The organism is Streptococcus sp. CF8-6 (assembly GCF_024295845.1).
Lineage (GTDB): Bacteria > Bacillota > Bacilli > Lactobacillales > Streptococcaceae > Streptococcus > Streptococcus oralis_BO.
In genome coordinates this window covers 663,955-678,576 of record NZ_JANCOF010000001.1, presented here as the reverse complement: position 1 = coordinate 678,576, position 14,622 = coordinate 663,955, and the positions used below count along the sequence as shown (strand labels likewise).

General features: G+C 38.5%; 17 protein-coding genes. 1 reads left to right on the top strand and 16 read right to left on the bottom strand.

The window, feature by feature from the left end; genetic code table 11:
- Nucleotides 1-31: 31 nt before the first annotated feature.
- The 9 genes from NML69_RS03260 to NML69_RS03220 form a co-directional block, all read right to left on the bottom strand.
- Complete coding sequence (locus NML69_RS03260; protein WP_254725285.1) at nucleotides 32-928, bottom strand: aldose 1-epimerase family protein; 897 nt, start codon at nucleotides 926-928, stop codon at nucleotides 32-34.
- Nucleotides 929-1,035: 107 nt separating this feature from the next.
- The gene (locus NML69_RS03255) at nucleotides 1,036-2,511 is read right to left on the bottom strand and encodes a PTS galactitol transporter subunit IIC (protein WP_254725284.1); all 1,476 of its coding nucleotides are present in this window, start codon (nucleotides 2,509-2,511) and stop codon (nucleotides 1,036-1,038) included.
- Nucleotides 2,512-2,566: 55 nt separating this feature from the next.
- A complete protein-coding gene (locus NML69_RS03250) occupies nucleotides 2,567-2,872 on the bottom strand; it encodes a PTS sugar transporter subunit IIB (RefSeq protein ID WP_000590551.1) in 306 nt (101 codons plus the stop codon).
- Nucleotides 2,873-2,909: 37 nt separating this feature from the next.
- The gene (locus tag NML69_RS03245) at nucleotides 2,910-3,386 is read right to left on the bottom strand and encodes a PTS sugar transporter subunit IIA (RefSeq protein WP_000521979.1); all 477 of its coding nucleotides are present in this window, start codon (nucleotides 3,384-3,386) and stop codon (nucleotides 2,910-2,912) included.
- A 188-nt stretch (nucleotides 3,387-3,574) separates the two neighbouring features.
- Nucleotides 3,575-4,264 carry a sugar phosphate nucleotidyltransferase gene (locus NML69_RS03240; protein WP_000643951.1) on the bottom strand — a complete coding sequence of 230 codons (690 nt, stop codon included), beginning with the start codon at nucleotides 4,262-4,264 and terminating at the stop codon, nucleotides 3,575-3,577.
- Between the two features lie 11 nt (nucleotides 4,265-4,275).
- Complete coding sequence (locus NML69_RS03235; RefSeq protein ID WP_198459682.1) at nucleotides 4,276-5,154, bottom strand: DMT family transporter; 879 nt, start codon at nucleotides 5,152-5,154, stop codon at nucleotides 4,276-4,278.
- Nucleotide 5,155: 1 nt separating this feature from the next.
- On the bottom strand, nucleotides 5,156-6,013 hold the full coding sequence (locus NML69_RS03230) for a phosphotransferase family protein (RefSeq protein ID WP_198459683.1): 858 nt from the start codon (nucleotides 6,011-6,013) through the stop codon (nucleotides 5,156-5,158).
- A 16-nt stretch (nucleotides 6,014-6,029) separates the two neighbouring features.
- A complete protein-coding gene (locus tag NML69_RS03225) occupies nucleotides 6,030-7,052 on the bottom strand; it encodes a ribitol-5-phosphate dehydrogenase (protein WP_198459684.1) in 1,023 nt (340 codons plus the stop codon).
- Between the two features lie 4 nt (nucleotides 7,053-7,056).
- On the bottom strand, nucleotides 7,057-7,764 hold the full coding sequence (locus tag NML69_RS03220) for a 2-C-methyl-D-erythritol 4-phosphate cytidylyltransferase (protein ID WP_000638514.1): 708 nt from the start codon (nucleotides 7,762-7,764) through the stop codon (nucleotides 7,057-7,059).
- Between the two features lie 439 nt (nucleotides 7,765-8,203).
- Between NML69_RS03220 and NML69_RS03215 the strand changes: the two genes are divergently transcribed.
- Nucleotides 8,204-8,503, top strand: a complete 300-nt coding sequence (locus tag NML69_RS03215) for a YbaB/EbfC family nucleoid-associated protein (RefSeq protein WP_000981515.1) — start codon at nucleotides 8,204-8,206, stop codon at nucleotides 8,501-8,503.
- Between the two features lie 38 nt (nucleotides 8,504-8,541).
- Here the strand turns inward: NML69_RS03215 and NML69_RS03210 are convergent, their stop codons facing one another.
- The 7 genes from NML69_RS03210 to glmU form a co-directional block, all read right to left on the bottom strand.
- Nucleotides 8,542-10,305 carry a glycerophosphoryl diester phosphodiesterase membrane domain-containing protein gene (locus tag NML69_RS03210; protein WP_061427252.1) on the bottom strand — a complete coding sequence of 588 codons (1,764 nt, stop codon included), beginning with the start codon at nucleotides 10,303-10,305 and terminating at the stop codon, nucleotides 8,542-8,544.
- Between the two features lie 8 nt (nucleotides 10,306-10,313).
- Nucleotides 10,314-10,907 (bottom strand): 3'-5' exonuclease, encoded by a 594-nt coding sequence (locus NML69_RS03205; RefSeq protein ID WP_000413625.1) that lies wholly within the window; start codon nucleotides 10,905-10,907, stop codon nucleotides 10,314-10,316.
- 81 nt (nucleotides 10,908-10,988) lie between these two features.
- On the bottom strand, nucleotides 10,989-11,483 hold the full coding sequence (gene rocS / locus NML69_RS03200; RefSeq protein WP_000021252.1) for a chromosome segregation protein RocS: 495 nt from the start codon (nucleotides 11,481-11,483) through the stop codon (nucleotides 10,989-10,991).
- A gap of 76 nt (nucleotides 11,484-11,559) precedes the next feature.
- Nucleotides 11,560-12,252, bottom strand: a complete 693-nt coding sequence (locus NML69_RS03195) for a 5'-methylthioadenosine/adenosylhomocysteine nucleosidase (protein ID WP_198459686.1) — start codon at nucleotides 12,250-12,252, stop codon at nucleotides 11,560-11,562.
- Between the two features lie 15 nt (nucleotides 12,253-12,267).
- On the bottom strand, nucleotides 12,268-12,579 hold the full coding sequence (gene macP / locus NML69_RS03190; protein ID WP_198459687.1) for a cell wall synthase accessory phosphoprotein MacP: 312 nt from the start codon (nucleotides 12,577-12,579) through the stop codon (nucleotides 12,268-12,270).
- 11 nt (nucleotides 12,580-12,590) lie between these two features.
- The gene (locus tag NML69_RS03185) at nucleotides 12,591-13,136 is read right to left on the bottom strand and encodes an NUDIX hydrolase (protein WP_254725283.1); all 546 of its coding nucleotides are present in this window, start codon (nucleotides 13,134-13,136) and stop codon (nucleotides 12,591-12,593) included.
- A 9-nt stretch (nucleotides 13,137-13,145) separates the two neighbouring features.
- Complete coding sequence (gene glmU, locus NML69_RS03180; protein WP_254725282.1) at nucleotides 13,146-14,525, bottom strand: bifunctional UDP-N-acetylglucosamine diphosphorylase/glucosamine-1-phosphate N-acetyltransferase GlmU; 1,380 nt, start codon at nucleotides 14,523-14,525, stop codon at nucleotides 13,146-13,148.
- Nucleotides 14,526-14,622: the final 97 nt, after the last annotated feature.

Genomic DNA, 14,622 nt, shown 5'->3' with positions numbered 1-14,622 from the left:
ACAGTAAATGTTTGTTTTTGTGGCTTTTTATCTAAAATATTTCAATATCAAAGCCAATCTGATCTACTTGACCAGGTTCTAGGAGACGAACATTCTTCTTATCTTCTAGATGATCTCCTTCTTCAAGAGATGTTGACAAGCCAGACCAAGGTTCAAAGGCAATGAAAGGTCCCTTATTCAAAGTTGACCAAATGATGAGATTTGAAAACTCTTGGAAGTGTACTTTTAATCCCTTCTCATGTTTACGAGAACGAAGGGCAATTGTTCTGGATTGCAACTCATCCAAAGTCACTGCATCAACACGAAACAGATCGTAGTTAAGGTCTACTTCCTTTTGAGAATCCAACCATGGACTTCTATCTTGGAAGTCTAACATTCCTGTTTCAGGGAATGAACGCGGAACAGAGCAAGTCTCTTCTTTCTCAAACTCTAAATAGTAGTCTTCATAAGTTTCGCCATCTAGCAGAGGGCAATTAAACCCTGGATGTCCTCCTATAAAGAATGGCATGACTTTATTTGTTTCTCTATTGAAAACTTTGTATTGAGTACGAACAGTCTTGCCAGTCACTAGATAAGTGATTTCAAGGCGGAAATGATAAGGATAGTTTTGATAAGTATTCTCATCATCTTCGATAGCAAAAGTTACACTGTTCTCCGTTTGTTCAGCTAATTCAAATTCTTTCTTGCGAACCAAACCATGTCGAGGAATGTTTCCTTTCGTCTCCGTTTCATCTTCGTGACTGTAGAAGGCTGTATCTTCTCTTAAAGAGCCACAGATTGGAAAAAGTACTGGCGCTTGTCCACTCCAGTAAGTGGCATCTCCTTGCCACAGATACTCAATGCCTTCTCGATCCTTGATCGACGACAAGGCTCCGCCTAAGGTTTTAAATTGAACCGTTAACTGGTCTGATTTAATTTCAATTACCATAATGTTCTCCAACTATTTTTAGATTTTTATATAAAAAACTAGGTTGCCACTCCCAATGTAGGAAATTAACAACCTAGTTTTCACAATTTACATTTTATAGGAGCGAATTATTTAGCATTTGCTGCGTATTCTTCGTTACGTTTGATCATTTGTTTTCTATACCAAGCAAAGATACCTACATAGAAGACAAGGAAGACTACTGCACCAAGGATTGCTTTGATATCACCTGTTGTAGCATTACCGATTGCCCAACCAAATAGTTTTTCAATTGGTCCTTCAAGAGTTGAGTGAGTAATCAATTGAGATTGGTTCACACCTTCTGGGAAGGCACCTACACCTTTAGCAAGTTCTGTTGCAAATGGTGCGATAAGAGTACCAGAAAGAAGGAAGAGAGGCAACAAGAGTGTTCCGAAGATAATCATACGGAGCAATTTACCACGTGTAACAACCAAGAGAGCTGGAGTCACACCCATAGCGATGATACCTGCAAGTGGCAAGATACCATTTCCGACGTTTGAAAGAAGCACAGCTTCTACTAGCATGATTGGAGCAAGTACGTTAGCACAAGCCCAGATTTCAGCACGACCAGCGATGAAAGGCCAGTCAAGACCGATGTTAAATTTACGTCCTTGAAGACGTTTAGTAGCAACGTTTGTAATACCTTGTGAAAGTGGTTCTACGGCTGCGATGAACCAAGATCCGATAAGTGAGAAGAGCTCCAAGCAGACACCGGCAGTCAAACCAAGGCTCAACCAACCTTTAATAACAAGTTCCCATGAAGATGCATCTTCTACTCCAGCAACTGGGTGTGGAGTTCCCATCAAACCAATAACAATACCAAGGATGAAACCGATAAAGAATTTAGATCCCCAGAAACCGATTTTTTTGTTCAATTTTGCAGCGTCAAAGTCATATTTATCAAGACCAGGCAATACTTTATCAAAGATCTTATCCAAGACCATGATAACTGGGTTCATCATGTAGTTCATGTGAGTTGAAGTCATTGGTGATGAACTTGGTGCGTTAAGAAGATCGTCGAATGTTGGTTTCATCAGGTCAGAGTTGATGATTTTCAAAATACCAACAAGGACAACTGCTGCAGTTGCGATAAAGAGTGAAACCCCTTGGCTTACACCGTTGTTGTCTGCATACCATTTGATCAAAAGACCAGTGATTGACAAGTGCCAGATATCGAAGATATCGACGTCAAGTGTATCTGTTTTCTTCATTGCAAGCATCACAACGTTGACAATCAACATTACAAGCAAGAAGTAAAGTGTCCAAGCAGATCCCCAAGTGATCGTAGCAAGCGGTGCCCAACCAACGTCAGTGATGTTCAATTGGATACCAGTGTTTTCAACGAACTTCGCAAGGGATGCTGAGAAAGCTCCGTTAAGCATACCGATGATAGCACCGATACCTGTAAGGGCGATGGCAAGTTTGATACCACCTTCAAGCGCTTTGGAGAATTTCACTCCAAAAAGTAGAGCCAATACTGTCAAAATGATCAGCATGATGATAGGGCCACCCATAGCCAAGATAGGTTTGAAGATATCGTTGGCCAGATTGATAATGACATCCATAATAGTTCCTCCCGTTTTTCTAAGTTATATGAATGTTAACAAGATAAAGAATGAATTAGCTTAGTCCATGTTCTTTGATAGCTGCTTCAATATTGTCAAATACTGGAGCGCTCATCGCTGGAATACGGAACAAGATTGGTCCAGCTTCAATTACTGGAATACCTGGTTCAAAACCAAGATCAGTTGCAGCGATTGGAGTAAAGATATCGTAGCCCTTGATAAGGTCTTCGTTTACATCTTTTACCATGACTGCATCACAGTGAACGTCATAACCACGATTTGAGAGTTCTTCTTCTAGAGCACTTTTAATTTGGTGACTTGAGTTAACACCTGCACCGCAGGCAGCAAGAATTTTAATCATTTGGATTTCCTCCGATTTTATATTTAAATTGACAAGATTAAGCTGTTGCTTCAGCAATGTAAGCATAAAGTTTTTCTGGTTCGGAAATTTTTGATAAATCTTCCAGATGTCCATTTCCTGTGAAAAAGTCCATCAACTGAGCCAGAATATTTGTTTGACTTGAACTTGAGTTGTTAATGATAAAGAAGAGTAGGGATACTTCTACTTCCTTATCAGGAGCTATCATATTGTGAAAAGTTACTGGTTTTTCTAATCGAACAACCACCACTTTCTCAGCTAGATTATGAACAATATCTGTATGAGGAATCGCTACATTTGGCAAGTCCTTTCCTAGAAATTCCATATCTAAACCAGTTGGAAATGACTTTTCACGCGTGATCAAGGCTTCACGATAGGTTGGAGTGACAATTTCTCGTTCTTCCAACAAGCTTGCTACCTGATCAAAGAGTTGTTCTTGATTATCCGCTTCTAAGCAAAACACCAGGTTTTTGTCAAAGAAATGATCTAATCCCATAACATTTTCCCTTCTTTCAATTATCTTTTATGCTATAAGTATAACACTATATGAAATCGTTGTCAATAATTTTTGTTTTATTTTGTTCATTTTTTTGTAATTTTTGTTTTATTTAAAGAATACAATCAATATCAAACATTCTTGTTGTAAAATCCACAAAAAAGAAGGCCCAAGCCTTCTTCTCTTCCTTACTTAATAGTAGATAAAATCTCTTCTAACTTATGGTAGTCTTTTACACTATCAATTTCATAAATGCTATTTCCTTCTAATTCTTCGACATAGACATCCAATTCTTTGATATTATCCTTAACCATGTTGTCCCAGTAGAGATCAACAAATTCACCACTTTCGTAAGCTTTGTCAATAAAGCCAACAATCTTCTCAGCAGTTGGTGCATCCCAGAATGAAACTCCGCTCAGAATGCGACCAGCCTTGCTGTCAACAATAATGTCTTGAACCTTGTAATCATCACCGTAAACCAAGAACCACTCGTTGGTACAGTCTTCACGATATACACTAAAATAGGTAGAACGTTTAAGATCGTTTCGAAACATATTTTTGAAAAGGTAATTATCTGCATCGATGACGTAGCTGTTAGCCAAATCTTCTTTTACTAGATAAAGTGAGTAAAAGTTATTGTAATCAGCATACTTGTCGTTAAAGACTAAACGGACACCATATTTTTCTTTTAGGTAGTCAAATTGTTCTTTGAGGTAACCGACAACGATGATAATCTCATCAATTCCTCTCTCTTTCAAAAACTCAATTTGGTATTCTACCAAAGGTTTTTGATTAACCTTAACCAAAGCTTTTGGGGTATTTTCAGTCATAGGGCGCAGACGAGTTCCTAAGCCCGCTGCTAAAATAATCGCTTTCACACGAATCTCCTTTATTCTTTAATAATAATATAAACACCAGCCATAACAATAAGTGAAGTGATGATTGTCAGCATATCTAGCGGTGCACCCAAGAAAATAACTGCAAATAAGACAGTCCAAACTACATAGCTCACATTCAAACCTGTTGCTTTCGCAGGTTGCAAACGATTAATAGCGATATAATAAGCTAAGTAGGAAATCATATCAAAGGCCGCAAAGACAAGCAAGAGGCCGAGTAATTGCCCATCTGCTACTTCTGCAAATGAATGGTGAGAAAAGAGCACAATCACAAGATAGGACAAGAATGAGGTTACTTGTCGGATTAACAAGGCTTCAATTTCACTTAAATCACTTTCCATAGCATAGGAGCTGAGAACACTTTCACTCCCCCAGGCAATGGCACAAATAAGGGCACAAAGAATCCCAATGTAAAACGAGTTAACTTGTTCAACCTTGTAGGTTTGAGCAATAATCGCTGCAATAATCAAGAAAACACCAAATACTGTATTCTTTGAAACCTTGTGTTTCAAAATGAAGAAGGCAAGCAAAACTGAAATTGCTGGGTAAATAGCCGATACAGATGAAGCTAGAGAACTACCAATATATTTAACTGCATAAAGATTGGCCTGCATACCTATAGGTCCTGCTAGCAAAGCACCGATTATAACACTCACATTTCGAATATTTAAGAAAATCGAGAGGCGAACTTTTCCTTCTTTTACCAAAAGAAAAGCTAACAAGATAAAGATACTCAAGAAATCATGAGCGGCAGCCACCACAAAAGGCGAAAGATTTGTAAAAATTGAAAAGATATAAGCACTAATCGTTAGACCTAATCCCCAGAAGATACCTGAGAGCAGGCCAAAAGAAACGCCATTTTTATTCTTCATCCTAACCTCCATAATAAGTCAAACCTTCGACAGCTCTTTGGTAACGATTGACACCGTAATCTCCAAAATCAGCCCCTTGAGCTTCTTTGTACACTGTCCACAAACTCCAAATGGTATCTTGCAAGATTTTATAGATACGAATCTTCTCACGTGATACAGGCGTTTTGTCACTTTCATAGTAGGAAAGGAAATCATCTTCCTCTTGCTTTGTAAATTCAGACTCTAAGAAAAGAGCTGCCAAATCCCACATCGGGTCATTCATAGAAGAGTATTCCCAGTCAATCAAATACAAACGACCTTGTGGTGACTCGATAAAGTTTTCTGGTACCAAATCGATATGACAGGACTTTCTATCAACACCCAAATCAGCCAATCTCTTTTCTAGTGAAAATACATCTTTTCTAACAGCTTCATAATTTTCATAAGGAATAGCTCCCTCAATCAAGGATTCATATTTTCTGATTTCCTCAAATGGAGCAAACTCTCCTCTTAATTCTTTCCCTGAAGCATGGATGGTTTGTAAAATTGGTGCAATCTTTTCAAACTTGGACTTAATAGATGTCGAATCTAGAGTTACTGCTGATTCGATGTACTCATTTACTTTGATCCCTGACTCAATATCAAAAAGGTAATTTTTGACATCTAAATCTAAATCCTCTAAAAGTTCAAGATTGTACTTTTCATTTTGACGATTGATGAGTTTTTCAGTCCCTTTACCAAAAAATTTCACAATATACTGTTTGTTGGTTGTTTTGACCAAATAGTTTTGGTTGGTCATGCCTCCCAGCTGTTCAACACTGAGTACTTCCTCTTCATTAGATAGTAAAGAAGAAATTTTTTCTTTGATGAGTTTCTCCACAATTAACCTCCATCTTCTACACTTCCCACTTAAATACTGTTTTGAAAGCAGTATTAAGGTCTGTAGCAAAGACACGGTGAATGTCCTTGATTTCTCTCACAGGCTCTTCAACATAAAGGATATTCTTCAGACGATTCGCAAACTTTTTGACTTCCATCATTTGAATAGCCTTCTCAAAATCGACGCGTCCTGAGCGAGACGAGCCTACTAATAACAATCCTTTTTCCAAAGCATCTCGTGTATTGATATTAACCTTGTATTCACTCACTCCCATCATGAGAATCGTTCCCTGTGGACGAATATAGCGAATCAGGTCATTGATAGCTGGTCCTGTACCATCACCACCGCAACACTCAAATCCATGATCAAAGGTCAAATCCTCTGGGATATTATCCGTGATATAGCACTCTTTTGCAAAAGAGAAGAGCTCCAGTTTTTCCCAATGGCGACCAATCACGATAATCTCTGCTTCTGGTAGAGTGTAATTGATAATATTTGCAACCACAAAGGCCAAACTACCATCTCCGATAACAGCGATGCGCGCTCTCTTGCTATGAGCAAGATGCAGGAAGCGATCCATAGCATGCATGCCAACACTGACAAACTCAGTTATGGCTGCAACTGTGTCCTCAATGTCATTATAAGACACAACACGATCTTTTGGAAGAGAGACAAATTCTCGCATAAAGCCGTCATAGCCACTAGATAGGAAGTAGGTCCCTGTCATGTAGTTCTCGTAGAACTCCTTGTCACTCTGCATAGGCGGTTGATTGGGAATCATAACTACCTTTTGACCAACTTCATAAGTACCAGTTGGATCTGAGATAACAGTTCCACAAGACTCGTGAATCATGGCCATAGGAAGCTTTTTAGCCAATATCTTTGGATCGCGTTTCCCTTGATAGTAACGTTGATCCGCATGACAAACCGCCATATAATTTGGACGAATAAGGATATGATTCTCCTGATCAATGTCTTCTTCTTGATATTTTACATTGATAAACTTTGGTTTGGTCAGTTGATAAATTTGATTAATCATAGCCTTAGTCTTTCTCAATCATGCTTTTCGCGATTTTCAAGTCTGTCACAGTTGTGATTTTAAGATTTGAATATTCCCCTTTAGCTAGGGCAACGTCTTTTCCTTTGATAACAAAAATCTTACATGCATCCGTCAGGATTTCCTTTTCTTGGTCAGATAGGGAACCATACAAATCCATGAAATCCTTGCAGCGGAATGTCTGAGGTGTTTGACCTTGATAGAGGTGAGCACGATTTGGAATATCCGTGATAAACTGACCATTAGTACTTTCAACAATGGTATCAACTGCTTCTACTACTGTGTCAACCGCATCATGATTTTGCGCCAGTTTGATATTGTCCTGAATCATGCGAAGTGTGATAAAAGGACGAACAGAGTCGTGGGTAATCACAATATCTTCTGGAGTGATTGGACGATAGGCATCAATAGCTTCTATAATCTTCTCGATACTGGTATTGCGATCAGCACCACCCTTTGTAATGATGATACGATCCTTGTGGAGAGAAAGATACTTGTCAACTAGGTCCTCAGCGTGTGACACCCAGTCTCCATGAACTCCAACTACAATTTTTTCAATACTTGGTTCCAAAACAAATTTTTCAATTGTGTGGATCAAAATAGGTCGATCACCCAGCTCCAAGAATTGTTTTGGTAAATTACTGATTCCCATGCGTGTGCCAGTTCCTCCGGCTAGGATTCCTGCATAGATCATTTATATTCTCCTTTAGTTTATTCTAAAAAACTCATTACCATCTATTATATCACAATCTGCCTCCATCATGAAGAAAAGACAGAGCGTCATTTAGTCTAATCAACACACCATTTAAGCTAAAAAGTGAACAATGTCTTACTAAATCTGGAAAGAACATAACAAATTAAGAAATATAATTAGGTTATCCTCTATATTCTCTGTTTAACGTTCGGTTAACATAGAGTTCTTTAGAATATAACACAAACCTTAAAAAAAGCTTAAACAAAATTATTTGTTTAGCAAAGAATACTAGGTGTGCATAGTAAATTTCTTAAAAGTTGTTTGAGGGATTCATTATTAAAGCTCATATATCTCATGAATTAAACAAATAATAGACTTTTCCACCTAAAATTGTTAAAATAAAAAGGAAAATAATAGAAAAAGGAAACTATAAACCGCCATGATGAACATGCAAAACATGATGCGCCAAGCACAAAAACTTCAAAAACAAATGGAACAAAGTCAAGCAGAACTCGCTGCCATGGAATTTGTTGGAAAATCTGCTCAAGACCTTGTCCAAGCAACTCTGACTGGAGACAAAAAAGTTGTCAGCATTGACTTCAACCCAGCAGTTGTAGATCCAGAAGATCTCGAAACACTTTCAGATATGACTGCGCAAGCAATTAATGCTGCTCTTGAACAAATTGATGAAACGACTAAGAAGAAACTCGGTGCTTTCGCTGGAAAATTGCCTTTCTAATCCACAAAAAAAGAGAAACAGATGTTTCTCTTTTTTTCTTAGAAATCAAAGAATTCCATTGCTTTCTTTAAGAGTAATTCCGTATATTCCGGATCGTCTTGAGCCATTGTGACTTGTGACTGGACCATTTCAAGATCATCAGTAATCATGCCATCTGCACCGAGACGAACTGCTTTATCAAATGCCTCCGAACCATTTACGGTCCAAACATAGAGTCTCTGATCAGTTGTCCAGAGTTTATTGACAAAGTATTCATCCAAAGTTGAGTACTCCATAGTATAACCCGTTGCCTTGGTTCTTGGGAAGATACTGTTATAGGGAAGAATAAAGTAAACTGGAATTTCAGAATCATAAGTCAACACTTTATCAATCACATGGTAGTCTAGCGATTGCATCTGGTGTCCATATTTCTTGATAGTCGCTCCGTACTTTTCGAGGAAATGGTCCATCATTTGCGGACTATCTTTTTTACTGGTCTTAATCTCAATCAGCAATTTTTGGTTTAAAGCATTTGCACGCTCTAAATAGGCATCAAAGCTTGAAATCTTTGTTTGATAACCATTCTCGTAAATATCTGTATTTGTTAATTCATCCAGAGTCAAATCTTGCGGTGTAGCATTAATACCTGTTAAATTTTTGAGGTTAGCATCGTGCATCATCACGAACTGACCGTCTTTCGTTTCCTGCACATCCATTTCTATAAGATCTGGTTTTAGTTGAGCTGTTTTTTCTAAAGACTGCACAGTATTTTGAACACCGTTTTTATTACTTACTCCTCTGTGCGAAATCACTAAAGGTGTATTGGTATCCGGAGATTCCAGATAAACGTAGCCTTCTATGGCAAAGATGATGCTTGCACACCCCATGACACCCCATCTCATCAGATGATCTTTCTTTCGCCTTGGCATGATCTCCAACTCCTCTCCTGTAAGGAAGGAAACAAACTTCACTAGGAAATAAGTCAGGGTCATGTAATGGAAATTTTTAATCAAGACAAAATTAATCACACCGAGAATCAAGGACTCTTTTTGAGTTAGATTATCCATCACTGCTTGCGCAAAAAGCAAAGGAATTAACAAACCAAAGAAGAAGAGATACGTTTTAATGATAATGAGTAAGAGATGCCAAGAGAAGAAAAGGACATTTTTCTTTGTCTTTTGGAGACTATATTTCACACTTTCTCTTACGGTCTTTCTTTCAAAGAGAATCTTAGGAAGGGCAAACATAAATCGGACAGAGATGTAGAGAAAGATCCAAGCGGATGCTATGATCATCAGACCTACCAGCCAATGCTTACCTTCCCAATAATTCACAATAAAATCAGGGATAATAATTTTGTTGAGGTAGTAGATTTTTAAAATCTTACGGATGAACGGGAAAAGCAAAGCAATGTAAAAAAAGACAAAGGCCATCTTACAAAAGCTCAATCGCTTAACGAATAGAAAGCTCTGTTGAAATACTTTTCTACTATACTCAATTAAAGTTCTCTTTTCATGATAGAGAAGGTGACGAGCCCCGATAAACAAAAGACAAATCTGGAAATAGGCAACCAAGAGATTGATTGCAATTAAGATGAGAAAGGCTAAACTGATAAAAGGCGAGCCTTGTATAATCGCCCAAAAGTTATTGTAGGAGATAAACAAATAACCAGTTTGTCTCAGAAGGATGCCAGCAATCCATGAATTTAATGGTAGCCAGACAAACTCAACCATCATAAATATCAAGAAAAATAGAAATAAAATCTTATCTAGGTTATAGTATATCTTCCTAAAACCTAGCTTTTTAGGTTTTTCAGGTTTCATAGGCACTCCTAGTCTAAAAATTGGGATAAATCTAAGCCACCAAAAGGATTATTCATCGAAAAACTACTCTGGTCTTCTATTAATAGCTTTCCTTCATCCGATTCCAAAAAAGCTTCGTAAACACGCGCCGTCATGCGGGCGTCTTCTAAACTGTTATGAGACTTCCCGTGAAAGCCTAAAAAATTCGCTACAGTTTGTAATTTAAGATTGGCTATGCCGTGTAGGTCAGAACTACGGCGTTCAAAAGCCTCCTCATATAGATCAACCTTATACTGGTCACGATAATCAATACCATGCTCCAAAAGAATAGGCAAATCACTCTTAGCCGCATTGTAACCAACAATAGGTAAGTCGCCAACAAATGCTTGAAAGTTCTTTAAAACTTGCTCTACTTTTGGCGCATCTTTTAAGGTTTCAGCTGTGATTCCAGTCAAACCATTGATAAAACTCTTTAAAGGGGCTGTAGTATAAACATAAGAATCAAAAGCAGCACATTCTTGTCCATCTTGAAAACGGACTGCTGATACTTGAATTAAATGGGTAACGCCCTCGTGTTGATTGAATTCCAAATCAAAGGCGATATAATCTCTTAATTTTTCCATTATTTACCTCAATTACTACCCAAACTAAACTATAAACAATAAAAGAAGCCATTAGGTTAGTGAGTAACCCAAACAGCTTCTTTATTTTCCTCCAAAAAGACGAGCAAAAAAGCCTTTTTTGGTTGCTTGGACTTCTTCTTTTGCTTGGTCCAACTCGAGTTTCAAGGTTTCTTGATCCTTCATGGCTTGAAGAGTTAACTGTTGCTGTTGGTCCAACTGTTTGTCCTTTTCAGCAATCTGTCGGTCTTTGATACGCATCTGTTCATCTTTTTCTGATAACTGGCGGTCTTTTGCCTTGAGCTGCTCGTACAAACGAAGAATTTCAGCATTTTTCTCATCAACCAAGATTTCCATCAGTTCACGTTGTTTGACATCATCACTGACAGGCTCATCTTCAAAAATTGTTTTTTTATAGATTTCTTCTAGCTTGATCAAGCCACTTCGAGTAACTACAGTTACACCTTTGTCATTCTTTTTCGTGTCCTCTTCTGGAAGTTCTTTGACACGATTGTTGATTGCTTGACGAGATAGTCCTAAGACCTCTGCAATCTCACTGACGGTCATTTCAATACTCATAATATCCTCTGAAACGTTTTCTAGCTTTTCTTTATTTAAATCTTATCATAAGCTAGATAAACTGTCAAATTTCCGCTTAATCCAAGGCCTTTAAAAAGGCTAGTAAGACTTGGGCAGAACGACGTCCAGCTTCGATAATAAACTCATCAAAAGAGACAGAGGCTTCGTGATTGGCATTGTCACTCATAGCACGAATGACTAGGAACGGTAAATTAAGAGACTGAGCCGCTTGTGCAATAGCAGCCCCTTCCATTTCAACTGCTAAAACATCAGGGAAGTGGGATTTGATACTAGCAATCTTATCATCTCCAGCTATAAAACTGTCCCCTGTGGCAATCAAGCCTAGGTGCCATGTCTGCTCTAACTGAAATAAGTTTTCTTTAATCCTAGCGATAAATTTCTTATCTGATTCAAAGTACAGAGGTTGACCAGCCATTTGGCCATAAGCATAACCAAAAGCAGTCACATCCACATCATGATAAGCCAACTTATCCGCAATCACTACATCTCCAACAGCAATCCCTTCAGCAAGAGCACCTGCTGATCCTGTATTGATGATAGCTTCTACCTGAAAATGGTCAGCTAGAATAGCTACACTCATAGCTGACATGACCTTTCCAATCCCACTCTGAACTAGAACGACTTCAGTATTGCCAACAGAGCCTGTGTAGTAGGTATTTCCTAAGACTTGGACTTCTTGAGGTTTATCCAAATTCTGAGTCAAATATACAAGTTCTTCTGGCATGGCAGCAATGATTCCAATTTTCATTTCAAGTCCTTTCAATTACAAGAGTTTCATCGCTAAAATTAACAAAATCAAAAGTAGGATGACTGCAAACAAGATACGATTGAGTTTCGAATTAAAAACATTTCTCTTGGTATTCTCAATGCGGCGACTCTTATGAATCGTTGGTTCTACTTCGATTGTAAGTGTATCTTGACTAAAACCGTGGTCTCTAGAACGTGAATAACCAAGATGTTGTGAAGACGTTGGTAGGATTTTTGTTTCCTCATCATCTTGAAGAGGTGGTCCTGAGATTTTCTCACCACGATTGGCACGTTCAATCATTTCGTCTGTTAATAAAGGTTTTCCCATGGGTTTCTCCTCTATTTCTTTTGTAGTTCCCAGTACTGAATCGCCATAATGGTCTTGGCATCACAGATATGACCTGATTGGATCAGGTTCTTGGCTTCCTCTAGACTTACTTCTAGGACTTCCAAGGTTTCATCATCATCTTGTGGGCGAGGATTTTCCACCTTGATCAAATTACTAGCAAGGTAGAGTTTTAGTTTTTCATTACAAAATCCAATCGCAGAATAAAAATCGTACAACAGCTCTAACTTAGCCGTGTAGGCAACTTCTTCTTCCAATTCACGAAGTGCCGCTGCCATTGGATCAGCATTTTCACCAAGTTCTAGTTTACCAGCAGGAATCTCATAAGAAACCGCCTCGATAGCCTTTCGGTATTGCTTAACGAGAACGATTTTATCCTCGGCTGTCACAGCTAGTACACAAACAGCTCCATTGTGAAAAATCAAGTCACGTTGGGCAGTCCCCTTTCCTTCTGGTAGTTCCACCTGGTCTTGTACTAGTTTGAAAATAGGACCTTGATAGATTTCCTTCCGACTAATCGTTTTTTCTTCAAATTCCATGACAAACTCCTACTGGTTCTTTGGATGATGAGGTAAGCGTGTTGCGTACTCGTCTTTGTTAACTTGTCGTCCACGGCCGATAGCAATGGCATCAGCAGGAACATTCTTGGTAATGGTTGAACCCGCTCCAACCAGAGAATTATCCCCAAGTTCTACAGGAGCAATAATAGTTGAGTTTGATCCAACAAAGACATTATTGCCAATGACAGTTTTGTATTTATTTTTGCCATCGTAGTTGACTGTAATAGTTCCTGCACCAAAATTAACGTTGCTACCCACTTCACAGTTTCCAATATAAGTCAAATGACCTGCCTTGGTATTTTCACCGATTGAAGAGCCTTTTACTTCAACAAAATTTCCAATGTGAACTTGAGCAGCCAGACTTGAACCTGGACGGATATGGGCATAAGGACCAACTGTCACACCGTCCGCAACACTACTTTCCTCAATCATAGAGTTGGTAATCACAGCTCCAGATCCAATGGTGCTATCTACAATACAAGTTCCATTTGTTAAAATAGTCTCCGCACCAATCTTCGTTTGACCTTTTAAGGTAACGTTGGCTTCGATTTGGACTTCGGGAGCAATCTCAACATCAATATCAATGTAAGTTGCTTCCGGATTAACAAAGCTAACACCATTAACCATGTGCTTTTGATTGATACGGCGACGCATCACTGATTCCGCAGTCGCAAGAGCTACACGGTCATTTACGCCAAGACTTTCATCAAAATCCTTGAGAGTATAGGCACCAACCTTCTCACCCGCATTACGGAAAATACCAATCACGTCAGTAATATAATACTCACCTTGTGCATTGTTAGTGTTGATGTTTTTAAGGGCTTCAAAAAGACGTTCATTGTCAAATACATAAGTTCCTGTATTGATTTCCTTAATTTGCTTTTCAAAGTCTGTAGCATCTTTCTGCTCAACAATACGAAGAACTTCAGCATTATCGTTACGGACAATACGACCATATCCAAAAGGATCAGCTGCTTCAGCTGTTAAAATCGTCGCCACATTTTTGTGATTGATATGGAAATCCAGGAGGTTTTTCAAGCTTTCACCTGTAATCAGAGGAGTATCCCCAGCAATAACCAAGGTGTGGCCGGTACGATTTTGGAGAATAGGCTCTGCCATCATGACAGCATGCCCAGTTCCTAGTTGTTCTGATTGGGTAACAAAGTCTGTCTGGCCAGCCAAGACTTGCTCAACTAGCTCTGCCTTGTGACCAACTACAGTAACTGTTTTTTCAGGTTGAATAGCACCAACACTACGAAAAACATGTTCCAACATCGAAATTCCAGCTACTTTATGAAGTACCTTTGGAAGATCTGATTTCATGCGAGTACCTTTACCCGCTGCTAGAATAATGGCATAATTTGACATAATCTTCTCTTTTCTCTAGAAATTCCCTTATATTATACCATAATTTAGTTTCTTAGGAGTAAACAAACAGAAAAATAGGGAGAAGACGCCCATTTAT

Excerpts from the sequence above, each read along its gene's own strand:
- NML69_RS03245 (WP_000521979.1), bottom strand. The coding sequence starts at position 3,386 with ATGGGATTAGATCATTTCTTTGACAAAAACCTGGTGTTTTGCTTAGAA.
- NML69_RS03210 (WP_061427252.1), bottom strand. The coding sequence starts at position 10,305 with ATGAAACCTGAAAAACCTAAAAAGCTAGGTTTTAGGAAGATATACTAT.
- NML69_RS03235 (WP_198459682.1), bottom strand. The coding sequence starts at position 5,154 with ATGAAGAATAAAAATGGCGTTTCTTTTGGCCTGCTCTCAGGTATCTTC.
- macP (WP_198459687.1), bottom strand. The coding sequence starts at position 12,579 with ATGGGAAAACCTTTATTAACAGACGAAATGATTGAACGTGCCAATCGT.
- NML69_RS03215 (WP_000981515.1), top strand. The coding sequence starts at position 8,204 with ATGATGAACATGCAAAACATGATGCGCCAAGCACAAAAACTTCAAAAA.
- NML69_RS03225 (WP_198459684.1), bottom strand. The coding sequence starts at position 7,052 with ATGATTAATCAAATTTATCAACTGACCAAACCAAAGTTTATCAATGTA.
- NML69_RS03195 (WP_198459686.1), bottom strand. The coding sequence starts at position 12,252 with ATGAAAATTGGAATCATTGCTGCCATGCCAGAAGAACTTGTATATTTG.
- NML69_RS03185 (WP_254725283.1), bottom strand. The coding sequence starts at position 13,136 with ATGGAATTTGAAGAAAAAACGATTAGTCGGAAGGAAATCTATCAAGGT.
- glmU (WP_254725282.1), bottom strand. The coding sequence starts at position 14,525 with ATGTCAAATTATGCCATTATTCTAGCAGCGGGTAAAGGTACTCGCATG.
- rocS (WP_000021252.1), bottom strand. The coding sequence starts at position 11,483 with ATGAGTATTGAAATGACCGTCAGTGAGATTGCAGAGGTCTTAGGACTA.
- NML69_RS03205 (WP_000413625.1), bottom strand. The coding sequence starts at position 10,907 with ATGGAAAAATTAAGAGATTATATCGCCTTTGATTTGGAATTCAATCAA.
- NML69_RS03250 (WP_000590551.1), bottom strand. The coding sequence starts at position 2,872 with ATGATTAAAATTCTTGCTGCCTGCGGTGCAGGTGTTAACTCAAGTCAC.
- NML69_RS03220 (WP_000638514.1), bottom strand. The coding sequence starts at position 7,764 with ATGATCTATGCAGGAATCCTAGCCGGAGGAACTGGCACACGCATGGGA.
- NML69_RS03260 (WP_254725285.1), bottom strand. The coding sequence starts at position 928 with ATGGTAATTGAAATTAAATCAGACCAGTTAACGGTTCAATTTAAAACC.
- NML69_RS03255 (WP_254725284.1), bottom strand. The coding sequence starts at position 2,511 with ATGGATGTCATTATCAATCTGGCCAACGATATCTTCAAACCTATCTTG.